Raw genomic sequence first — 17673 nt, 5'->3', positions numbered from 1 at the left:
TTTCGGGCGGGCCTTTTGCTTCCAGGCCTTTTGCTTCCAGGCCTTTTGCTTCCGGGCGGCCCGTGGACCGTGCGGTCACACGGGGACGACGCGGAAGATCGGGATCTCGGCCGCGGCCCGCTCGAAGGCGGCGGGCGACTTGTCGGAGACCACACCGTTCTTGACGAAGATCCCGGCGCCCATGGGCACCTGCGTCGGGAAGACCCGGGCGATCGCCGCCCGTTCCTGCGACGGCACCTCGATCAGCCGCACGGCGGTGCCCTTGCGGCCGCGGACGAGGGTCCCCTCCCCCGCGGCGCGGACGTTCTTGACCCAGTCGGACTGCGGGAACGCCTGGAGGATGTACATGGTTCCGTCGATCTTCACGGGGGCCACGGGGTTGGTGAACTCCCGGCCCGACACCCGGCCCTTGACCCGGAGCAGGTGCATGGGGCCCACCGGCATTCCCATCCCGTGGAACACAGCCATCATCTTGTTCCCGAACTTCTGGAACGCGGAGACCTTGGGGCGCGTGGACGTGGGCATGGCTTCGCTCATCTCTCTTATTTCGGGCTCGAAACAGGCGTCAGATCGTGCTGTCGGCGGTGCGGGGGCGGCAGCGGGGGTCTGGCCTCACGGGGGCGTGCCAGACCCGCCCGGTAGGCCGTCGTGATCACGTCGATGCGGTTCTTGAGGTTCAACTTGCCCATGAGGCTGTGCACATGGCTCTTCACCGTGGCCCCGCTCAGCTCCAGCCCTTCGGCGATCTCCACGTTGCTCCAGCCCCGGAGCATGAGCTCGGCGACCTCCGCCTCACGGGCGGTCAGCTGGTGCAGCCGGCGCCAGGGGTCGGCCTGCCGTTTCACCGGGCCGGCCTCCCCCCGCTCCCCGTACCCGGCCCGCACCCGCCATCCGGATCTGATCAGCCGGATCGCCGGGATCAGGCTCTCGCGGTTGATCCGGTTGACGGGCATGCCCCCGACGCTCGCCCGGCTGGTGCCGCTGTCGGCGCGCTTCTGCGACAACGAGACGACGACCACGCGCGGCCTGGGCGTACTCGTGGCGAGTTCCTGGAGGATCGACTCCGCGTCGGCGTCCTCCAGTACGGCCACGACGCCGGGGCGCCGCTCGGCGACGATCCGGTGCACACAGGACGGATCCGCGGCATAGCCCACCGCGTCGAAGCCCTCTTCGTGACCGATGACGGACACGGCCTCGATCCGGCTGAAAAGGTTGCCCCCCAGGACGACAACCATCGTGAGCTGCTCGGATTCCTCGCCGTGCGGTTCAGGCTGTTCTAAGGGCACTGTAACTTCCTCCAGCCGGTGAAGGATGACATTTTAGTTACGTAGCGAACTATCTACAGCGTGACATGAAAGCACTGGGGTGTCAACGCAAACCCTCTCCCCCCGGCACCGGGGCGGCCGGTGAAACCGGCCGCCGTCGGGCGTCACTCGCCCAGGAGCCGTGCGGTACGGGAGTCGAGCTCCTCGCGGACCCTGCGTGCGTGCTCGGCGCGCGCCTTGTAGCGGGCCTGACCCAGCCGGGCCTTGTCCTCCTCGGCCCATACCTCGGCCGCGTACCGCCGGACCTCGTGGTCGATCGCGGCGACCTGGCGCTGCACGTCCCGGTCCTCCAGGTGGATGCGCTTGTTGGCCTCGCGCCGCTCGCCGAGCCTGCGGTCGTACTCGGACGGGCCGCTCATCAGCTTGGCGAGCACCGGCATGGCGTCGACCAGGAGCAGCACGGCGTGCAGCAGGAACATCATGAAGAGCGCGAAACCGTTGGACCAGGCCACCGCGGACAGGGCCTCGGCGCGCAGCAGCAGTCCGTCGTGCTGCTGCGACTCCTCCCGCTCGGCGACCTTGGCGTCGATCGCCTTCTTGACGTCCGTGCGGTAGGCGGTGCCCGTGTTGACCAGCTGCTCGGACAGGACATTGCCCTTGGCGACGAGTTCGGCGCGCTTCACCTCGTACCCGGCGACCTTGCTCGTCCGCTCGTACGCGCTGGTGTCGTCGCGGGCGCGCTCGCAGGTCTCGGTGGTGTCCCAGCCGTTGCCTCGCCAGATCCACCGGTCCTTGGCGCACTCGCGGCGCTCGGTGGCCAGTTTCTTGTCGAGGGTGTCGTTGTAGGTCTTGATCTGCTGGTCGAGGCGGGCGACGGCGGCGGTGTTGTCGGCGATGTCCTCCTTGATCGAGGCCGGCGCGCCCTTCACCGTCAGCTGGAAGTCGCCGCACTCCGCGCGGCTCGTCGTGTCCTTGCCGTCGAGGGGGTTGCAGGCGGTGAGGCCGCCCCGGAAGTCGGCGAGGTCGCGCTCCCTGGTGACCGCCATCTCCTGGCGTATCTCCCGGTCGAAGATCTGGAACAGCAGCGGCTCGGCGATGGTGAGCCCGAGCACCACGGAGAGGAACAGCCGGGGCACCAGCATGCGGACCGCCCGTCCGCCGGTGTAGCCGTGGGTGCTGGAGACCAGCCAGCTGTCCAGGGCCAGCACCACCCACGCCCACACCACGCCGACGACGATCGCCACCGCGACCGGCGTGCCCTCGCGGATCGTGCCGATCGCCAGGGCCATGGAGGCCCCGCCGAGCAGCGCGGTGTTGAGGACGATGGCGCCGTACCAGGTGTAGCGGGCGCGCTCGGCGCTCTCGCGGTCGAGGATCTCCTCACGGACACCGATCAGCCGGCGCAGGAGCGCGGCGGGGTCGCGGCTGCTCCGCGGACGGTGGGAGGTCCCGGTCTCGGCCGCCCACGCGGCATAACTCTCCTCGGGCGGGCGTACGGGAGTGTCAGCGGCCACGCTCCTCCCTCCCCGCTTCACCGAGGTCGTCGTCGGCGATCAGGGGGCGGCCCGTGGGGCGGGCCGCGTCGATGTCGCCGTCGCCGTCGCGGTCCAGGTCCCGGTCGCGGTGGCGGTCCCGGTCGGTGTCGTCGTCGGCGGCGGGCCGGTCGGCGCGGTCGTTCCCCTCGCCGTACCGGTCACCCCCGTACGGATCGTCACGCCGGCCGTCGCGCGGGTCGTACTCCCCCTTCTCGTATGGCGCCTTCTCGTACGGCGCCCTCTTGTACTCCCCCTTCTCGTACGACGCCTCCTCGTTGGATGACCGGCGGCGCTCGTCCGAGCGGTCCCGGGACGACGCGCCGTCGCCCTCCTCCAGCTGCGGGGCGTCCCCGGCGCCGGCCACCCGCGCGGCGGCGGGCGGGTCCTGGTCGAGGAGACTCTGCCCGGAGCCGAGGCGTTCGACGAAGGCACGAGCGTCGAGCGGCGCGTTGTCGAGGAGGCCGCGGTTGATCATCTGACGGCCCAGCTCCTGGTTGATGTTGTCGCGCCGGTCGGCCCGGTGACGCCGCTCGGCCCGGTCGGCCAGCACGTCCTCGCGCTGCTCCGCGCGCTGCCGCAGCCGGTCGTCGCGGTCCGCGGCCCGCTGCTCGCGCTGCTCCTCCCGGGCGGCGTCGAGCGCGGCGCGATGATCCTGGCGGTCGACGTCCCGGTGCCGGTCCTCACGCTCCAGGCTGTAGCGGAGGTCCTCCCGTTCGGCGAGGCGCCGCCGTTCGGCGTTCTCCCAGTGGCGCTCCTCGTCCTCGCGCTGCCGCTCGCGCCGCAGCCGGTCGGTCTCACGCTGTCGCTCGGCCAGCTCGGAGTACGCGATCTCGCCCCTGCGCTGGGCGAGGATGTCGGTGTTGGCCGGGTCGGTGCCGAAGTCGTCGATGTCCTTGAGCGCCTCGGTGCGCTCGAACTCGTTGTCCTTGCGCTTGAGGTTCTGGGTGTAGTGCTGGTCCTCGGCGCCGGTCCGGTGGGTGAACTCCCGCCTGAGATCTTCGAGTTCCTGCTGGTGCCGCATCTCAAGCGCCTTGCGCTCGGCATCCATCCGCTCCCGTTCCTTCTCGCGCTCGTGCTCCATCAGCTCGCGCTCGCGGCGCACCGCGTCCTTCACGCGGTCCTGCTCGCGTTCGCGCCGCTCCTCGTCGGCACGGCGCTGCTGGGCGGCGAACTCCTGCGGGGTGAGCACCGTCAGGTACGGGTCGGCGACGGAGAGCCCGGCGATCCGCGGCGGTTCCATCTCCAGGTACGAGATCAGGCGGGCGGTCAGCCGCCGGGACACCTCCTTGCCCGCTTCGAGCGGCCATTCCTGGGTGACGTCGGCGAGTCCGGGCAGCGCCCGGAAGTAGCCGAGCAGCCGGGACTCCACGTCGGTGACACCCTCGCGGACCACGGCCACGGGGTCGGTGACCGTGCAGTGGAAGGCGACCTGGACGGTGAAGCCGTCGGTCTCGGCGGACGGTACGTCGGTGCCGACCGTGACGGGCACGGCCGTACGGCAGTCGACAACGGTGACCGAGCCGGCGTTCAGGACGGCCTCGTCCTTGGGCCCGCGGACGCCGTGGTCGGTGACGTACTGGTCACCGGTGCGGTAGACGAGCACCTGGTGGGCGGCAACGCGCGGCAGCTCGTCGTGCGAGCGGGCCGGCTGGTTCCAGAAGCGGCGACCTGAGCGGGGCGCGGGGTCGAGCACGCGCTCCTCGACCAGGGGATAGGTCCGGTGGATCGTGGTCATCGTGGGTGGCTGTCCTTCACACGGTTCAGGGCGCCCAGCAGGATCGCGACGCAGTCGGGACCCGTGGCGCGAGCGGGACGGGAGGCCGCGAGTCGGCCCAACTCGCTTGTCAGCAAGGGGTGTTCGACCTGCGGAAGCGCGGCGGCGAGGGCGTGACCGAGTCGCGCGGCCGCCGCGGTGGGGTCGGAGGTCACGGCGGGCAGGCCACGGACCGTGACAAGCAGAGCGGACAGGGCGTTCCGGCGCAGCGGCCGGTAGCAGAGGATCGCCGCCCACAGCTCGGCGACGACGTCGGCCTCCTTGGGCCGGTCAGCGACGTATCGTGCGACGGCGGGGCGGCCCGACAGCCGCTCGGTGGCGGTGAAGACCCAGAGAGTGGTTTCGAGGACGAGCAGGCCGGTCGCCGAGTAGGCGGCGGACCGGGTGCGCTGTTCCTTCCTGATCCGGTGCGCCAGGGCGTCGAGCACGATGCCGGCGTCCTCCTGGCAGTCGACAAGCGTCAGGAACAGCTGGGCCCACGCCTGGAGCCCGAGTTCGCGCTCCTCCCGCTTGTCGAGCACGCCGCTGCGGAGCACCGCCCAGATCCACTTCACCGCGTCGGTGGGGAAGGTGACGCCGAGCTGGCCGCTGAAGGCGAAGAGCGCGGTGTGCCGCAGGGTGAGGTGGGTGGACTGCGCCCACGTACGGGCCAGCGTGAGCGCGGCGGCCGCCTGCGTCTCCTCCAGGCACATGTACCACAGCACGTACACCGCGAGGGTCTGCCCGATCTCGCCGCTCTCCCCGCGCGCCCACGGGTCGAGGTAGCTCTGCACGACCTCGTCGAAGGCGATGTGCCCGAGCAGCGCGAGTCCGGAGGCGATGGAGAGCTGGAGGACGGGGTCGGGGTCGGCGTCAACGACCGCCCCCAGCCAGTGGCGGACCGCGTCCCAGTACTCGGTGGGGTGATCGCGCCACAGCGCCTGCAGCACCCAGCGGCGCAGCTCGGCGTCGGCGAAGACCATGACCTCACGGGTGGTCGCGCCATAGATCTGCATCTCGGTGGTGATCAGGGCGTTGCGGGCGAGTGAGCGGCGCCGGTCCACCGGGCGGGCGCGGCGGCGCTGCGGATCCTGGCCGTCGGGGGTGGCGGCCTGCCCCGTGGTGTCAGGGGCCGCGCTGTCGGCGGAGGCCGGCGCGGTCTCCGGTGTGAAATAGACGGGTTCGAGGAGCCGTTCGAGGAGATCCTGGACCGATTCGAAGGCGCGCCGTCCGATGCCGGGAGCGAAGGCGAGGGTGGTGACCTCGGCGATCTCGCGCAGGCTCCGCTCCTCCTCGACGCCGAACCACTCCTGGACCGCCCGCGGCGCGCTGCCGCTGTGCTCCTTCCACACCTGGTCGGGGTCGGCGCCCGCCGCGATCCGCTGCGCCGCGTCGGCGACGACCGCGATGGGGCAGCGCGGCGGGATGCCGACTACGGCCCGGTCGACGGTCTCCCGCGGGGTACCGGCCTGGACCAGCCGGGCCCGTACCACCTTGTCCAGGAGCGGGGGCCGCCACGGCAGATGGCGTACGGCCTCCGGGGGGCGCCCGGCCACGCCGTGCACGGTGGTGATCACCAGATGGGCGCGGTGGCGGCGCAGTTGGTCGCGCACCCGGCGCCAGTCGAAGTCCGAGGACGCGCCGGCGGCGCCTCCGGCGGTCCCGGTGCGGTCGAGTACGACATAGCCGACGCCCGCGTCGAAGGTGCGCTCCGCGAGTTGGTCGAGGCCGATGTCGGGCGAGAGCACCACGTAGTCGGCGGAGGGTCCGACGGTCTCCCGGAGCAGGGCGACCGCGCCGGAGCGCTTGCCCGTTCCCTGGGGGCCGGTGAGGACGACGACGCCGGTACGGGCCAGCTCGCGGGCCGCGTCGTCGAAGCAGTCGGGGCGGATGTAGGAGCGCAGCAGCGCGTCGATCTCGTCGCCTTCGACGAGGCCGGTGGCGCGGGCCCGCCCGGACCGGTCGGCGGCGGTGGCGATGCCGAAGTGGGCGCGGCCGTGGTACTGAGGGCCGTAGAAGTTGTTGTAGACGTGATAGTCGCCGTCGGAGGAACCGGCTCCGGAGTTCGCTCCGGCGTTCGCTCCGGAGGAGGACGGGGATGTGGGCGTGGACGGGGCCGCGGGCGTGGACGGGGCCGCGGGCGTGGACGGGGCCGCGGGCGACTCGGGGGCGGGGCGGGGATCGGCGGTGCCGTTCGCTTCGTCGGTCAACTGCCGGGGCTCGCCGGACACGCCGTCTCCTTCCCCACCGCTTCCGTGACTCTCCGTCGGCCGATCCGTGGACCTCACGTGTGCTCCCCCGTCTCCCCGTCCACTCCGCTCACTTGGAGATGCCGAAGACGACGTTCCCGTGGATGACGGTTCCGTACAGGTTGTTGGTGGCGGAGTCGCCTCCGCTCGCAGCGGACGCGGCGGGCTCACCGGAGCCCGCGGCGGAACCGGAACCGGAAGCGGAGCCCGTGGCGGAACCGGAGTCCGTGGCGGCACCGGAAGCGGAGTCCGTGGCGGAAGCGGAGTCGACATCGCTGAGGTCCAGAGCGTGGACGTCGTACCCCGGCACCCACAGCCATGCCCGGCCCCGGTACTCCTTCTTCTCGATGACGACCTCGCGGAACTCATCCGGCCGGAAGTTGGTGTACCCCTGGGCGACGAGCTCCGTGAAGACCGGCGCGGTCAGCGCGACGGCGAGCGCGGCGTCCGGGGCCTCGGCGAGGGCGCGGTGCAGGGGGTCGCTCTCCAGGATGCGGGAGACCTCGACGGGCCCGGGGCCCACGAAACCGTTGGGGGCCTCGGAGGCCGGACCGAAGTGCACGGCGGCGCGCAGCGCGAGCCGCGCGCCGGGCACCCGGTCGCGGTTGTGGGCGCGCAGCCCGGCGTCCAGCCGGCGCATGAACGGCTCGACGAGCGCCTGCTCGTCGGAACCGGCCGGGAGCACGGCGAACTCGGAGTCCCCGGCGGCCTGCCGTACCCAGGAGGCGCGGTCGAGTCCGGCCGCCTCGGCCGCCTCGGAGAGAAGCCGGGGCAGCACCGTCTGAATCTCGCGCTGTCGCGCGGTGTCCGCGCTCCCGTACCCCCGCGCGTCGACAGCGAGCAGAAGCCGCCTGTCGAACACGCCCATCGCACCTACGGACATCCCGTCCTCCTCATCCATCACATCGGGAAGGACAGCATGCCGCACGTCCAACTCACTTGCGAATCAAGAGAGTTACCAGGTACAAGGCGATGCGGCATGCTGCTCCCGGACCGTTGCCCACCCCCGTGGAGCGCCGGTCGCCCTGCCAGTGGTACACCGGAACCGGGCACCCGCACCCCGTGGAAGTACGGGATCTCGCCCAGTCGCCCAATCCCGTAGAAGTGCCTGGTCCGCCCAGCGCGTCGGAGGCTCAATGGAGGTCCGTCCCCGCCGCGTTGGAGGTTCCGTGACATCCGCCCCGCCCACCGCGACCACGGCGGCGCCCGCCCCCTCCGAGGGTGCGCTCGTCTCCGCCTCGCACTCGATGCTCCCCGTCCTGCAGACGACGCACCAGCACGCCGACGCCAAGGCCGGCATCCTCTCCGCCGTGCAGGCGGCGCTCGTGGGGACGGCGGGCGCGTGGAGCGAGGCGGCGCTCGACGGCTGGCGGCGCGGCGGCCCGCTCGGCTGGCTGGCGGGCGGGCTGCTGATCCTCTTCGCCTGCGGCCTCTTCGGCGGCGCGGCCTCGCTCGCTCTGGCACTCCGGCCCCGCGTCTGGCGGCCCACCGGCCCCAATGACTACAGCTTCGTCCGGCTGGCCGCCGCCTCGGACCCGCCGCCGCTCACCACTCCCGTACCCACGCCGTACGCCGAGGACGAACGGCAGCTGCGAGCGATGATCCGCTTCCTCTCCGACGTGGCCCTGCGGAAGTACCGCTGTGTGACGGCCGCCGTGGTGTGCACCGCGGTGATGGGAACCACCGCCGGGCTCTGTCTGCTGCTACGGCCGCTCCTCGGCTGACCTCCGGGGCCGGCGCGGGGCGGGCGGCACCATGGGCTCGGCGAGTTCGGCCACCCGGGCGAGCCGGGCGAGGTCGTGCACGGTGGTCGTCCGGTATCCGGTGCCGAGCAGCCCCTCGTCCCGCAGCTCGCGCAACCCCTTGTGCACGGTGGTCTCCGCGGCGCCGGTGAGCGCGGCGAGTTCGGGCTGGGTGAGCTGGAAGCCGATCACGTGACCACCACCCGGCTCGGGCCGCCCGTACGCCACGGCGAGCTCCACCAGAAGCCGGGCGAGGCGCACCTTGACCGGATAGCCCCGGAACTCAAGCCGCCGCCGGTTGGCCCAGCGCAGCCGGTCGGCCACGATCCGGGTCAGCGCCATCGCCACCTCGGGCCGCCGCATCATGAGCCCGTGCAGGGCCCCGGGCCCGATCACCCGCGCCCGCAACGGCCCACAGGCCACCACCCCGGCCGACCGCGGCGCGCCGTCGAGCGCGGCCATCTCCCCCACACTGTCACCCCCGACCCGGACGGCGAGCAACGACTCCTGCCCGTTCTCCACGGTCGCGGTGACCTTGGCGAACCCGCTGAGAATCACGTACAGATGCCGATCCGTGGCGCCCTCGGTGAGCAGCACATCCCCGGACCCGAGCGTCAACTCCGACCCCAGCCCCAGCAATTCCGCCCGCACGGGAGCGGACAGCACCCCGAGCAGACTCCGCCCCGGCCATCCCCACTCCCCACCCGGCGCCATGCCCACCCCTCCGCCTCTCCACACGCACATTCCACGCCCGCCCAGGCTAGGGGCTGTCCCCACGAATGCGCCCACCCGCGCGGAACACGGTGCTTCTCGGCCTCATCGGCCTCACTCGACAGAATCGAGGCGCCGCTTCCCCGTCACTCACCCGGGTACCGCGACAGGACGGAGCCGCCCCGGGCGCCACCGGGGACCGCTGCAGGAAACCCAGCCTCCCTACGCCGCCGAAGTCGAGGGCTGAGCGGTCCGGCGCAGGTTCATGAAGACGGTGAAGAGGTCGTCGATCTCCTCGTCGCCGAAGAGGTCGTCGGGGCCACCCGGGGCTCGGTCGAGGAAGGGACCTTCGTACAGGTCCTTGCTGTCCAGGAAGCCCCGTCTGACCACTACATCGATGATCAGCTCGACGAAGTCGATCTGAGTGGCCGTGAGCTGACGCTCTCCGATGAAGCCGGCGAACGCCCGCTGTGCGGCCCGCCGGTCCAGACCGCACAGGCCACGGACGAAGAGCCCGAGCCCGGCACCTTCGCGTATCTCGTCGAGGTCTTCCCGTGAGGCGATACCTTCGGTGAGGAAGACCCCCTCCAAGGCTTCCAGATCCTCGATGGTGATCTGCTCGGCCTGACGGAGTCTGCGCACGGACGGGTGGTCATCGTGACGCAGCAGGTAGGCACGGGCCTTCTGGCGGAAGCGCTGCTCGTCGGTGCCGACGGGCAGGCCGCGCAGCTCGGCCTCGGTGATCTCGCCGAGTTCGTCCTCGAAGTCGGTGTAGACGATCTTCCGCTTGGCCTTGGCGTCGACGAGCCCAGCGAGACCGCGGACTCTGCGGCGCATGTCCTCCAGCATCGGGAGGGTCGCGTCCTGCCACCATTCGTCGCCGGCCAAGGCGTCGAGGAGGGCGGCCTGGTCACCCACAGCCGGGATGATGACCATGCCGAGCAGTTCGCCGGCGATCTCCGTGATCTTCGCGCGGAGCTTGCCGTATTCCTTGCCGCCCTCCAGGGCCGCGAGCTGAAGCCGGAACGCGATGAGGTCGAAGCGCTTGGCGTCCTCGCGCCGGTCGTCCGCGTCCGGTTCGTACGCGCTGGGCAGTTTGATCAGCTTCTCGCGGATCTCGGCCTCGGCGTCGTCGTCAATACGGTGCCAGGTGGTGAAGTCGGCATAGACCTCCACGGCGCGGCGGTGCCGGCGAACCAGGAAGTTGTCCGGGCTCATGCCGTTGATCACGCCGTTGAGGCGGTGGGCGAGGGCCCAACGGACGGCGTGCTCGGTGCCGATGTCGTCCGGGCCACCGTCGCGGGCGGGGTCGGGCTGGATACGGCGGTCCAGGCTACGCAGAAGATCGAGCTGGACGGCGAGGAGCCGTTCGGTGAGGGAGACCGTCTGGCGGCCTTCGCTGCCGGCGATCTCGCTGTTGAAGAAGTCGACGTTGCCGCAGAAGTCGAAGACCCGGAAATCCTTCTTCGCGTACTCGGGGTCGGTCTCGTCCGGGCCGAAGAGGGCAGGGCGCAGGCGGGTGCCGCGGCCGATCATCTGCCAGAACTTCGTCTTGGAGAAGACAGCCTTGGCGAAGACCAGGTTGACGACCTCGGGGACGTCGATGCCGGTGTCCAGCATGTCGACGGAGATCGCGATGTCCGGTTCCTTGGCGGGGTTGGAGAAGTCCTCGATGAGGCTCTGGCGATATGTCTCCCTGTACGTGATCACTCGGGTCGTGTGGCCCGCGCCCTGGGGGTAGTTGGCGTTGTAGCGCGCCTCTATGAAGCGGGCGTGCTCGCTGCTCTTGGCGAAGATGATGGTCTTGCCGAGACGGTCGCCGCCCTGGACACGGTGGCCCCGGGTGACCAGGACCTCCAGCATCTTGTCGACGGTGTCCTCGTTGAAGACATACTTGTTGATGTCATTACGCCCGACGGTGTCGGGGACCTGGCCGTCCTCGGTCCATTCCTTGGCATCCCACTCGGCCCTCTCCTCCTCGGAGAGCTCCGCGTACCGTATGCCGTGCTCCATGATCTTCAGGGGCACCTTCACGGCACGCGGCGGCACGAGGTAGCCGTCGGCGACGGCCTCGTCCAGACCGTAGGAGTCGGTGGGGACGCCGTCCTCCAGCTGGAACAGCTTGTAGGTGTTCCGGTCGATCTCGTCCTTCGGGGTGGCGGTGAGGCCCAGCAGGAGTGAGTCGAAGTAGTTGAAGATCTCGCCGTACTTGGCGTAGACGGAACGGTGGGCCTCGTCGATGACGATCAGGTCGAAGTGGCCGGGGCCGAAGCGGCGACGGCCCGCCGAGTCGGTGACGTCGATCTGCTTCATCATCGTCTGGTACGTGGAGACGAAGACGCGGGCGGAGGCGTTCTTGTCGTCCAGGAGGCTGGCGACGGGGGTGTTCGGCAGGTGTTCCTTGAACGCCTTCATCGCCTGGATGACGAGGGCTTCGCGGTCGGCGAGGAAGAGGACGTTCTTAACCCAGCCGGCTTTGGAGAGCTGCTCGACCAGGGCGACGGTGGTACGGGTCTTGCCTGTGCCGGTGGCCATGACGAGGAGGGCTTGGCGCATGCGCTCGCGGTCGTAGGTCTCGCCGACGCGCTTGACGGCGCGGAGCTGGTAGGGGCGGCCGGCGATATTCAGGTCGGTGGGGTACGTGGACAGCGAGCGGCGCAGTGCGCGCTGCTGGATGCGCCAGAGGAGCTGTTCCTTGGTGAGGAAGCCGGAGATCTGGCGAGGCGGGTAGCGAAGGCCGTCGTCCCAGATGTGGGTCTCGTAGCCGTTGGTGAAGAAGATCACTGGGCGGCGGTTGTGCGCGGCTTCGAGGGCATCGGCGTAGAGCTTGGCCTGCTGCTGGCCGTCGCGGGGGTCGCGGCGGGTGCGCTTGGCTTCGACGACGGCGAGGGGCTTGCCGTCGTCGCTCCACAGGACGTAGTCGGCACGGCCGTCGCCGGAGTCGGTCGGCATGCCGGTGATGGCGTGCTCGGTGGTGCAGTCGGTGGCGCCGACGGTCCAGCCGGCCTCCTTGAGGAGGAGGTCGATGAACGTGTCGCGGGTGGCCTGCTCGTCGTAGTCGTGGGTGTCCCGGATCTGGGTGTTGGCCTGCTTGGCGGCCTCGATCCGGTCTCGCAGCTCGGCGATCTCGCGGGCGCGGGCGGCGTTCTCGGCGAGGGCCTGCTTCAGCTCTTCGTCCTGCTGCTTGTAGCGGCGGGCATCCGCCTCCGCTTCCGCCTTGAGCTCTGCCTGCTTCTTCAGGCGCGCCTGCGCGGAAAGCGGACGGGGCACGGCGGCCGTGTCGAAGTCGAGCGCGGGGGCCGGGCGGAGCTCGGGACGGGCGGCATAGGTGCGGGCCACCCAGTAGAGGGAGTGGAACACCTCCCGGAGCACGGAGAGCGCGGTGGCGGGCGGGACGGGCGCGGCCTTGTGCACGGCGTCGTTGCCGAGGCGGCGCACCAGGTCCATCTTCGCCGCCACGGCCGGGCCGACGAGCCGCTTGAAGCCGGCCTCGTGGAGGTGGGCCGCTAAGTCCCTGCGGTACGGCTCGCGGAGGCTGGCCGTGTCGTTGGCGTACATCCAGTGGACGGCGAGTTCGAGCGCCCGGCGGGAGTAGAAGCAGGAGGCGCGGGGATCGGCGTGGGCGAAGCGTTCGGCCTGACGGGCCTCTTGGTAGAAGGCGGGCCACGAGGTCTTGAGAAAGTCGAAGTTGGAGACGAGGGCGGCTGCCTGGGAGGCGGCACGGTCGCGGGAGGCGGGGGCGGTGGGTGCGGGCTGACCGGCCGGGCGACCCTGGCGGGGGTCGTGGGGCTTGGGGGGCGTGGGCCCCGGCTGCCCTCTCCCATCACTGCCGCTGCCGCTGCCGTTGCCGTTGCCCGGGTTCTCATTGTTCGCGTTGCTGCGCATGGTCGCTTGCCGCGCCCCTCTCCCCTATTGACGATCCTGCTCGGGGTGGGGCTGCCGGCCCGTTCATGGCCCGGCAACCCCACCACCGCGCGTACGACGCGGCCGTATCGGTCGACCGGTCGCTGCTGACGTGGTGCGGCTAGACCGGGACAGCGATGTGTCGCGGGTACGCGGCTTCACGATCCCGGAGCTCGCCGGCGAAGGCACGCTGCTGGAGGGAGGTGAAGAGTTCGTCAAGGGTGGCGAGGTGAGCCGCGTAGGACCTCTTCCGTTCCGCCACCTTCTCAATTCGCTCCGCGAATCCGGAGATCTCTCCCGCCGGAGCGACAGGGATGGGCAGATTCCTGAGGATCGCAAGATTGATATTCTTCTGAGCCGATTCAGGAGCTGATGCCTCCAGCGCTTTCTGCAGGAAAGAAAGCCAGATGCGGACATATTCCACCACTGCCGAATCTGCCGTGAAACCCACCACACTGTCCGGGAAGCACGCGGGGAATCGAAGAATTCCGGTCTTGGCGATATTTGCGGCGATGGTGATGCAGAGCGTACCGGCGGGCCACATTCGACTCTGCGTCAGACCGATCCCGGAATAAGTCGACTTATATTCGTCAATATACCCTCCGGATGCGGCGACATCCCCCGTCTGGATGAGTGGGTAAGGGCCACCAAGAAGCGCCGGGTCATTCCTCGGCCGATGCTTGGAGACTCCGCGGTCCAGAGTCCCCAACTCTCCCAGTCGCCCCATCGGCAGCCCCTTGGGATTCACCACCGGATCACCGAACATGTCAAGGAAGATGTCGCGGGCGAGGCCGTCGAGGAGGGCGATGGTTTGCCGGCGCTTGGTACGGAGGGCATCTACCTGGTCGAGGATTGCCGCGATGCGCCGCTGCTCCGCGAGCGACGGAAGCGGAATCTGGAGGTCCAGGCACCTTTTCAAATCAAGGTTGGCAATGTTGGTCGTCTGCCGACTGAAACTTCTGACTGTCGCCTGCGTACTCGACATGATGAACCAGTGGTACAGGTAGCGCTTTTCGATCAACGCCCTGTCTCCACGCAGGACACTCACAAATCCACCAAAGGTTGCCGGGGATTCCATTTCGGGAATCCACGAGCACTTCCCCACCAGATTCCAACTATTGGCACTGGAGATCAACAGGTCCCCGGCGCACAAAAACTGTTCCTCCCGCTTGACGAATCCGGAATCAACACTCCAGACGTCTGATGTATCCAGAGTCGCTTGAACGTTCTTCGTCCTCATGCATTGAATCGCACCACTGGTTCCGGCCGGCACGACGTCATCGGGCTTGAACGTAATCCCACGAATGAACTTTGCGACGTCACCGAGTCGCATGCTTCGCATATCACTCACGCCAGCATCCCCTTCAGCTCCGCGGTTCCCTTCGCGATCTCTTCCTCAAGGCGCTGAAGGTCGGCCAGGATGTCCATTGGTGCCCGCGTCTCGATCTCCTCGGGGACGATCTCCTTGTACCGGTTGAGCGACAGGTCGTAGCCCTGGGCCGCGATGTCCGCCTTCGGGACCGTGAAGGACTGGGCCGTACGCGGGTGTTCTCGTTCGGTGGTGTCGCGGGCGAACCAGCGGGTGAGGGCGTCCGGGAGGTTGTTCTTGGCGTGGTCGGCCTCGGTCAGGGGCTCCGCGGGGCGGACACCGAACTTGTCCTCCGGCAGGAGGAGGTTGCGCTTGTCGTCGAGGGACATGCCGTCGGCCCGGACGTCGTAGAACCAGACGTCGTCCGTGCCGCCGGAGTCGGTTCGGGTGAAGATGAGGATGGCGGTGGAGACACCGGCGTAGGGCTTGAAGACTCCAGAGGGGAGCTTGACCACGGCGTCCAGCTTCTGGTCCTCGACCAGCATGCGGCGGAGTTCCTTGTGAGCCTTGGTGGAGCCGAAGAGAACACCGTCGGGGACGACGACGGCGGCGCGGCCACCGGGCTTCAGGAGCTTCAGGAAGAGGGCGAGAAAGAGGAGTTCGGTCTTCTTGGTCTTGACGACTCGGAGGAGGTCCGCGGCGGTCTGCTCGTAGTCGAGGCTGCCCGCGAAGGGCGGATTCGCGAGGATCAGCGAGTAACGCTCGGACTCCGGAGAGGCGGACTCGGACAGCGAGTCCCGGTAGCGGATGTCCGGATTCTCGATGCCGTGCAGGAGCATGTTCATCGAGCCGATGCGCAGCATCGTGGAGTCGAAGTCGAAGCCGTGGAACATCGACTCGTTGAAGTGCTTGCGCTGGACGGACTCGTACAGCTCCTCACGGTGCTCGCGCTGGACGTAAGAAGCCGACTGGACGAGGAAACCGGCCGTGCCGCAGGCCGGGTCGCAGATCTCGTCGCCAGGGCGGGGCTGGGTCATCTCGACCATGAGGTCGATGATGTGGCGCGGGGTGCGGAACTGGCCGTTCTGTCCGGCCGAGGCGATCTTGGCGAGCAGGTACTCGTAGACGTCGCCCTTCATGTCGCTGCGATCCATCGGAAGGTCATCGAGGATGTCGACGACCTTGGTGAGGAGGTTGGGCGACGGGATCGTGAAGCGGGCGTCCCGCATGTGGTGGGCGTAGGTCGAGTCGTCGCCGCCCATGCGGCGGAGGTAGGGGAAGACTCCCTCGGCTACCAGCCCGTACGCGGTCTCGGGGTCTCGGTCCTTGAAGTTCTGCCAGCGAAGGTCCTGCTCGTCGGGCCCGAAGAAGGGGGCCGGGTCGGGCTCTCCGAGGCGGTTCGCCTTGCGGTCCTTGACGGTCTGGAGTTCGTCGAGGCGCTTGATGAAGAGCAGGTACGTGATCTGCTCCATCACTTCGAGGGGGTTGGAGATACCGCCGGTCCAGAACGCGTCCCAGACGCGGTCGACCTTGCTCTTGAGTTCGCCCGTAATCACGTGGTCGATCGTAACGGCGGGCACCGACAGTGACGGTCCGCTCCGGATAAGCCCCCCGTGCGCCCCACCCGCCATGCCTCCGCGGGTGATGATGCGTCAGCCATCCCAGTACTGTCCCAGCACGGGAACGAGACAAGGGCCCGGCTCCGAAGAGTCAGCCCACTCCTGACCCGTCTATGTGACAAAAGCAACGTTGCGGAATCGCGCCAAAACGTTGAAGCGGAAGCGCCACTGGCCGGGCCGGCCGTGCCGGGTTGTCAGTGGTGACTGCTTCCATAGCGCCATGAGCACTGTGCACGAGACCGCGGCCCTCCTCCCCGAGCCCGCCGAACTCCGCTCGCACCTGAACGCGTTGGCCATTCTGGACGCCACGATCGGCGACGATCCGCAGTTCTGCTGCTACACCTTCGACACGGCTCGGGGCCCCGGCGAAGGGGCGGCCTCGATGGAGAACGGCTCGGGGGACGACTTCTCCGTCCTCTTCACCCCAGCAGGCGTGCTCATACGAGGGTTCGACCACGAATCGGAGATGAGTCCGTACGGGACGGACGACGAGCAGGTCTGGCCCGGTGTCATCGACGACGTGCCCGCCACACTGCGCCCTCTGCTGGACGAGCCCGCGTTCCGCGACGAGGGTATCGACGCTCCTCGGATCACCGCCTGCCTGTGGCGGGAAACCGGTGACACCGCCTGGCGCACCGGCTCGGCCATCGCCTTCCCCGCAGGCAACGAGGACCCGGACGGCTCCGGCTTCCTCTTCCATCTCCTCACCGACCGCTCCCCCGAGGCCGTCCAGGCCCACTTCGAGGACTACTACGAGCGCCCCGTCCCCCTCGACGCCGTCCGCCACGTCCTCGCCGGACACCCCCTCACCCCTGCGATCGCCGGGGCCCTCAACCCGGCCGTCCTCTCGGACAACGCGCTGCTCCACAAGATCGCCGCGCGACCCGAGGTAGCCGCCTATCTGTCCTGCGACGGCGAGTTCGACCTGGCCCGCACCGACCCGATCGAGTCGATCATTCTGCCCAACGGCCTCCCGGTGGAGCCGGTCGCCGGCTGCAACGCGGGCGGAACCCACTACCTCTGCGGCCCGGCCGTCCCCGACGGCCCCGACCCCCGCCCCGTCCTCTACACCGACTCCGAGGGCCAGGCATCCCTCATCGCCGAGTCCCTCGCCGAGGCCCTGACCCTCGCCATCGTCCTGCCGTCCTGGCACGACGCCCTGGCCGGCTTCCGGCCCCCGGCCCTCAACTCCGACTACCTCGCCGATCACCCGGACCACCCCGCCGTCCGGGACCGCCTCCTCGCCGCACTTCGGCTTCCCCCGGCCACCGACCTGGAAGTCCTGGACCGCCTGCTCACCACCGCCGCCCGCACCGTCCCCGACGGATTTCTCCCTCGCGTTCCCGATGAGGAGGAGTCCGCCTTCGAGCCGATGCTCGAACCGTCTGCCGAATGGAGCCGGACCCGTCCAGCACGGTGACGACGAAGGGGCCGGCTCCCCGAGGAGCTGGCCCCTTCTGACCTGCACGTTTGACGAAACTATCTAACACGCAGTAACGGGACGATCACACGCTGAACCTGAATCTGCGGTACAGAGCTCCCACCTGCGTAAACGCAGTACTGGAAATGGCAATCCAGCACCTATCC

12 protein-coding genes are annotated in these 17673 nt (G+C 69.3%); 2 read left to right on the top strand and 10 right to left on the bottom strand.

Annotation, left to right across the window (positions count from 1 at the left end; genetic code table 11):
- Nucleotides 1–75: 75 nt before the first annotated feature.
- From ACFRMN_RS18615 to ACFRMN_RS18590, 6 genes are all read right to left on the bottom strand, one after another.
- Nucleotides 76–525 (bottom strand): nitroreductase/quinone reductase family protein, encoded by a 450-nt coding sequence (locus ACFRMN_RS18615; protein WP_383020543.1) that lies wholly within the window; start codon nt 523–525, stop codon nt 76–78.
- A 17-nt stretch (nt 526–542) separates the two neighbouring features.
- Nucleotides 543–1286, bottom strand: a complete 744-nt coding sequence (locus ACFRMN_RS18610; protein WP_383020541.1) for a response regulator transcription factor — start codon at nt 1284–1286, stop codon at nt 543–545.
- 143 nt (nt 1287–1429) lie between these two features.
- Nucleotides 1430–2779, bottom strand: a complete 1350-nt coding sequence (locus tag ACFRMN_RS18605; RefSeq protein ID WP_383020538.1) for a DUF4407 domain-containing protein — start codon at nt 2777–2779, stop codon at nt 1430–1432.
- Nucleotides 2769–4535: a hypothetical protein gene (locus ACFRMN_RS18600; RefSeq protein ID WP_383020536.1), complete on the bottom strand. Its 1767-nt coding sequence runs from the start codon at nt 4533–4535 to the stop codon at nt 2769–2771. Before ACFRMN_RS18600 ends, ACFRMN_RS18605 begins: the two co-directional genes overlap by 11 nt.
- The gene (locus ACFRMN_RS18595) at nt 4532–6784 is read right to left on the bottom strand and encodes a hypothetical protein (protein ID WP_383020533.1); all 2253 of its coding nucleotides are present in this window, start codon (nt 6782–6784) and stop codon (nt 4532–4534) included. The genes ACFRMN_RS18600 and ACFRMN_RS18595 overlap by 4 nt, the downstream gene beginning before the upstream one ends.
- An 88-nt stretch (nt 6785–6872) precedes the next feature.
- Complete coding sequence (locus ACFRMN_RS18590; RefSeq protein ID WP_383020530.1) at nt 6873–7685, bottom strand: hypothetical protein; 813 nt, start codon at nt 7683–7685, stop codon at nt 6873–6875.
- Between the two features lie 286 nt (nt 7686–7971).
- Here ACFRMN_RS18590 and ACFRMN_RS18585 point away from each other — a divergent pair, with 286 nt between their 5' ends.
- A complete protein-coding gene (locus tag ACFRMN_RS18585; protein ID WP_383020527.1) occupies nt 7972–8526 on the top strand; it encodes a Pycsar system effector family protein in 555 nt (184 codons plus the stop codon).
- Here ACFRMN_RS18585 and ACFRMN_RS18580 read toward each other — a convergent pair.
- From ACFRMN_RS18580 to ACFRMN_RS18565, 4 genes are all read right to left on the bottom strand, one after another.
- The gene (locus tag ACFRMN_RS18580) at nt 8506–9258 is read right to left on the bottom strand and encodes a Crp/Fnr family transcriptional regulator (protein ID WP_383020524.1); all 753 of its coding nucleotides are present in this window, start codon (nt 9256–9258) and stop codon (nt 8506–8508) included. The genes ACFRMN_RS18585 and ACFRMN_RS18580 overlap by 21 nt on opposite strands.
- Before the next feature lie 219 nt (nt 9259–9477).
- Entirely contained in the window at nt 9478–13140 is a 3663-nt protein-coding gene (locus ACFRMN_RS18575; RefSeq protein WP_383020521.1) for a DEAD/DEAH box helicase family protein, read from the bottom strand.
- Nucleotides 13141–13279: 139 nt separating this feature from the next.
- Nucleotides 13280–14500: a restriction endonuclease subunit S gene (locus tag ACFRMN_RS18570; RefSeq protein WP_383020604.1), complete on the bottom strand. Its 1221-nt coding sequence runs from the start codon at nt 14498–14500 to the stop codon at nt 13280–13282.
- Nucleotides 14501–14505: 5 nt separating this feature from the next.
- Nucleotides 14506–16023 (bottom strand): N-6 DNA methylase, encoded by a 1518-nt coding sequence (locus ACFRMN_RS18565; RefSeq protein ID WP_383020519.1) that lies wholly within the window; start codon nt 16021–16023, stop codon nt 14506–14508.
- 283 nt (nt 16024–16306) lie between these two features.
- Between ACFRMN_RS18565 and ACFRMN_RS18560 the strand changes: the two genes are divergently transcribed.
- The gene (locus ACFRMN_RS18560; protein WP_383020516.1) at nt 16307–17506 is read left to right on the top strand and encodes a hypothetical protein; all 1200 of its coding nucleotides are present in this window, start codon (nt 16307–16309) and stop codon (nt 17504–17506) included.
- The last annotated feature ends 167 nt before the right edge of the window (nt 17507–17673 follow it).

The sequence above is a fragment of the Streptomyces sp. NPDC056835 genome (genome assembly GCF_042789485.1).
Taxonomy (GTDB): domain Bacteria; phylum Actinomycetota; class Actinomycetes; order Streptomycetales; family Streptomycetaceae; genus Streptomyces.
This window is presented reverse-complemented; position numbering and strand designations above follow the sequence as displayed.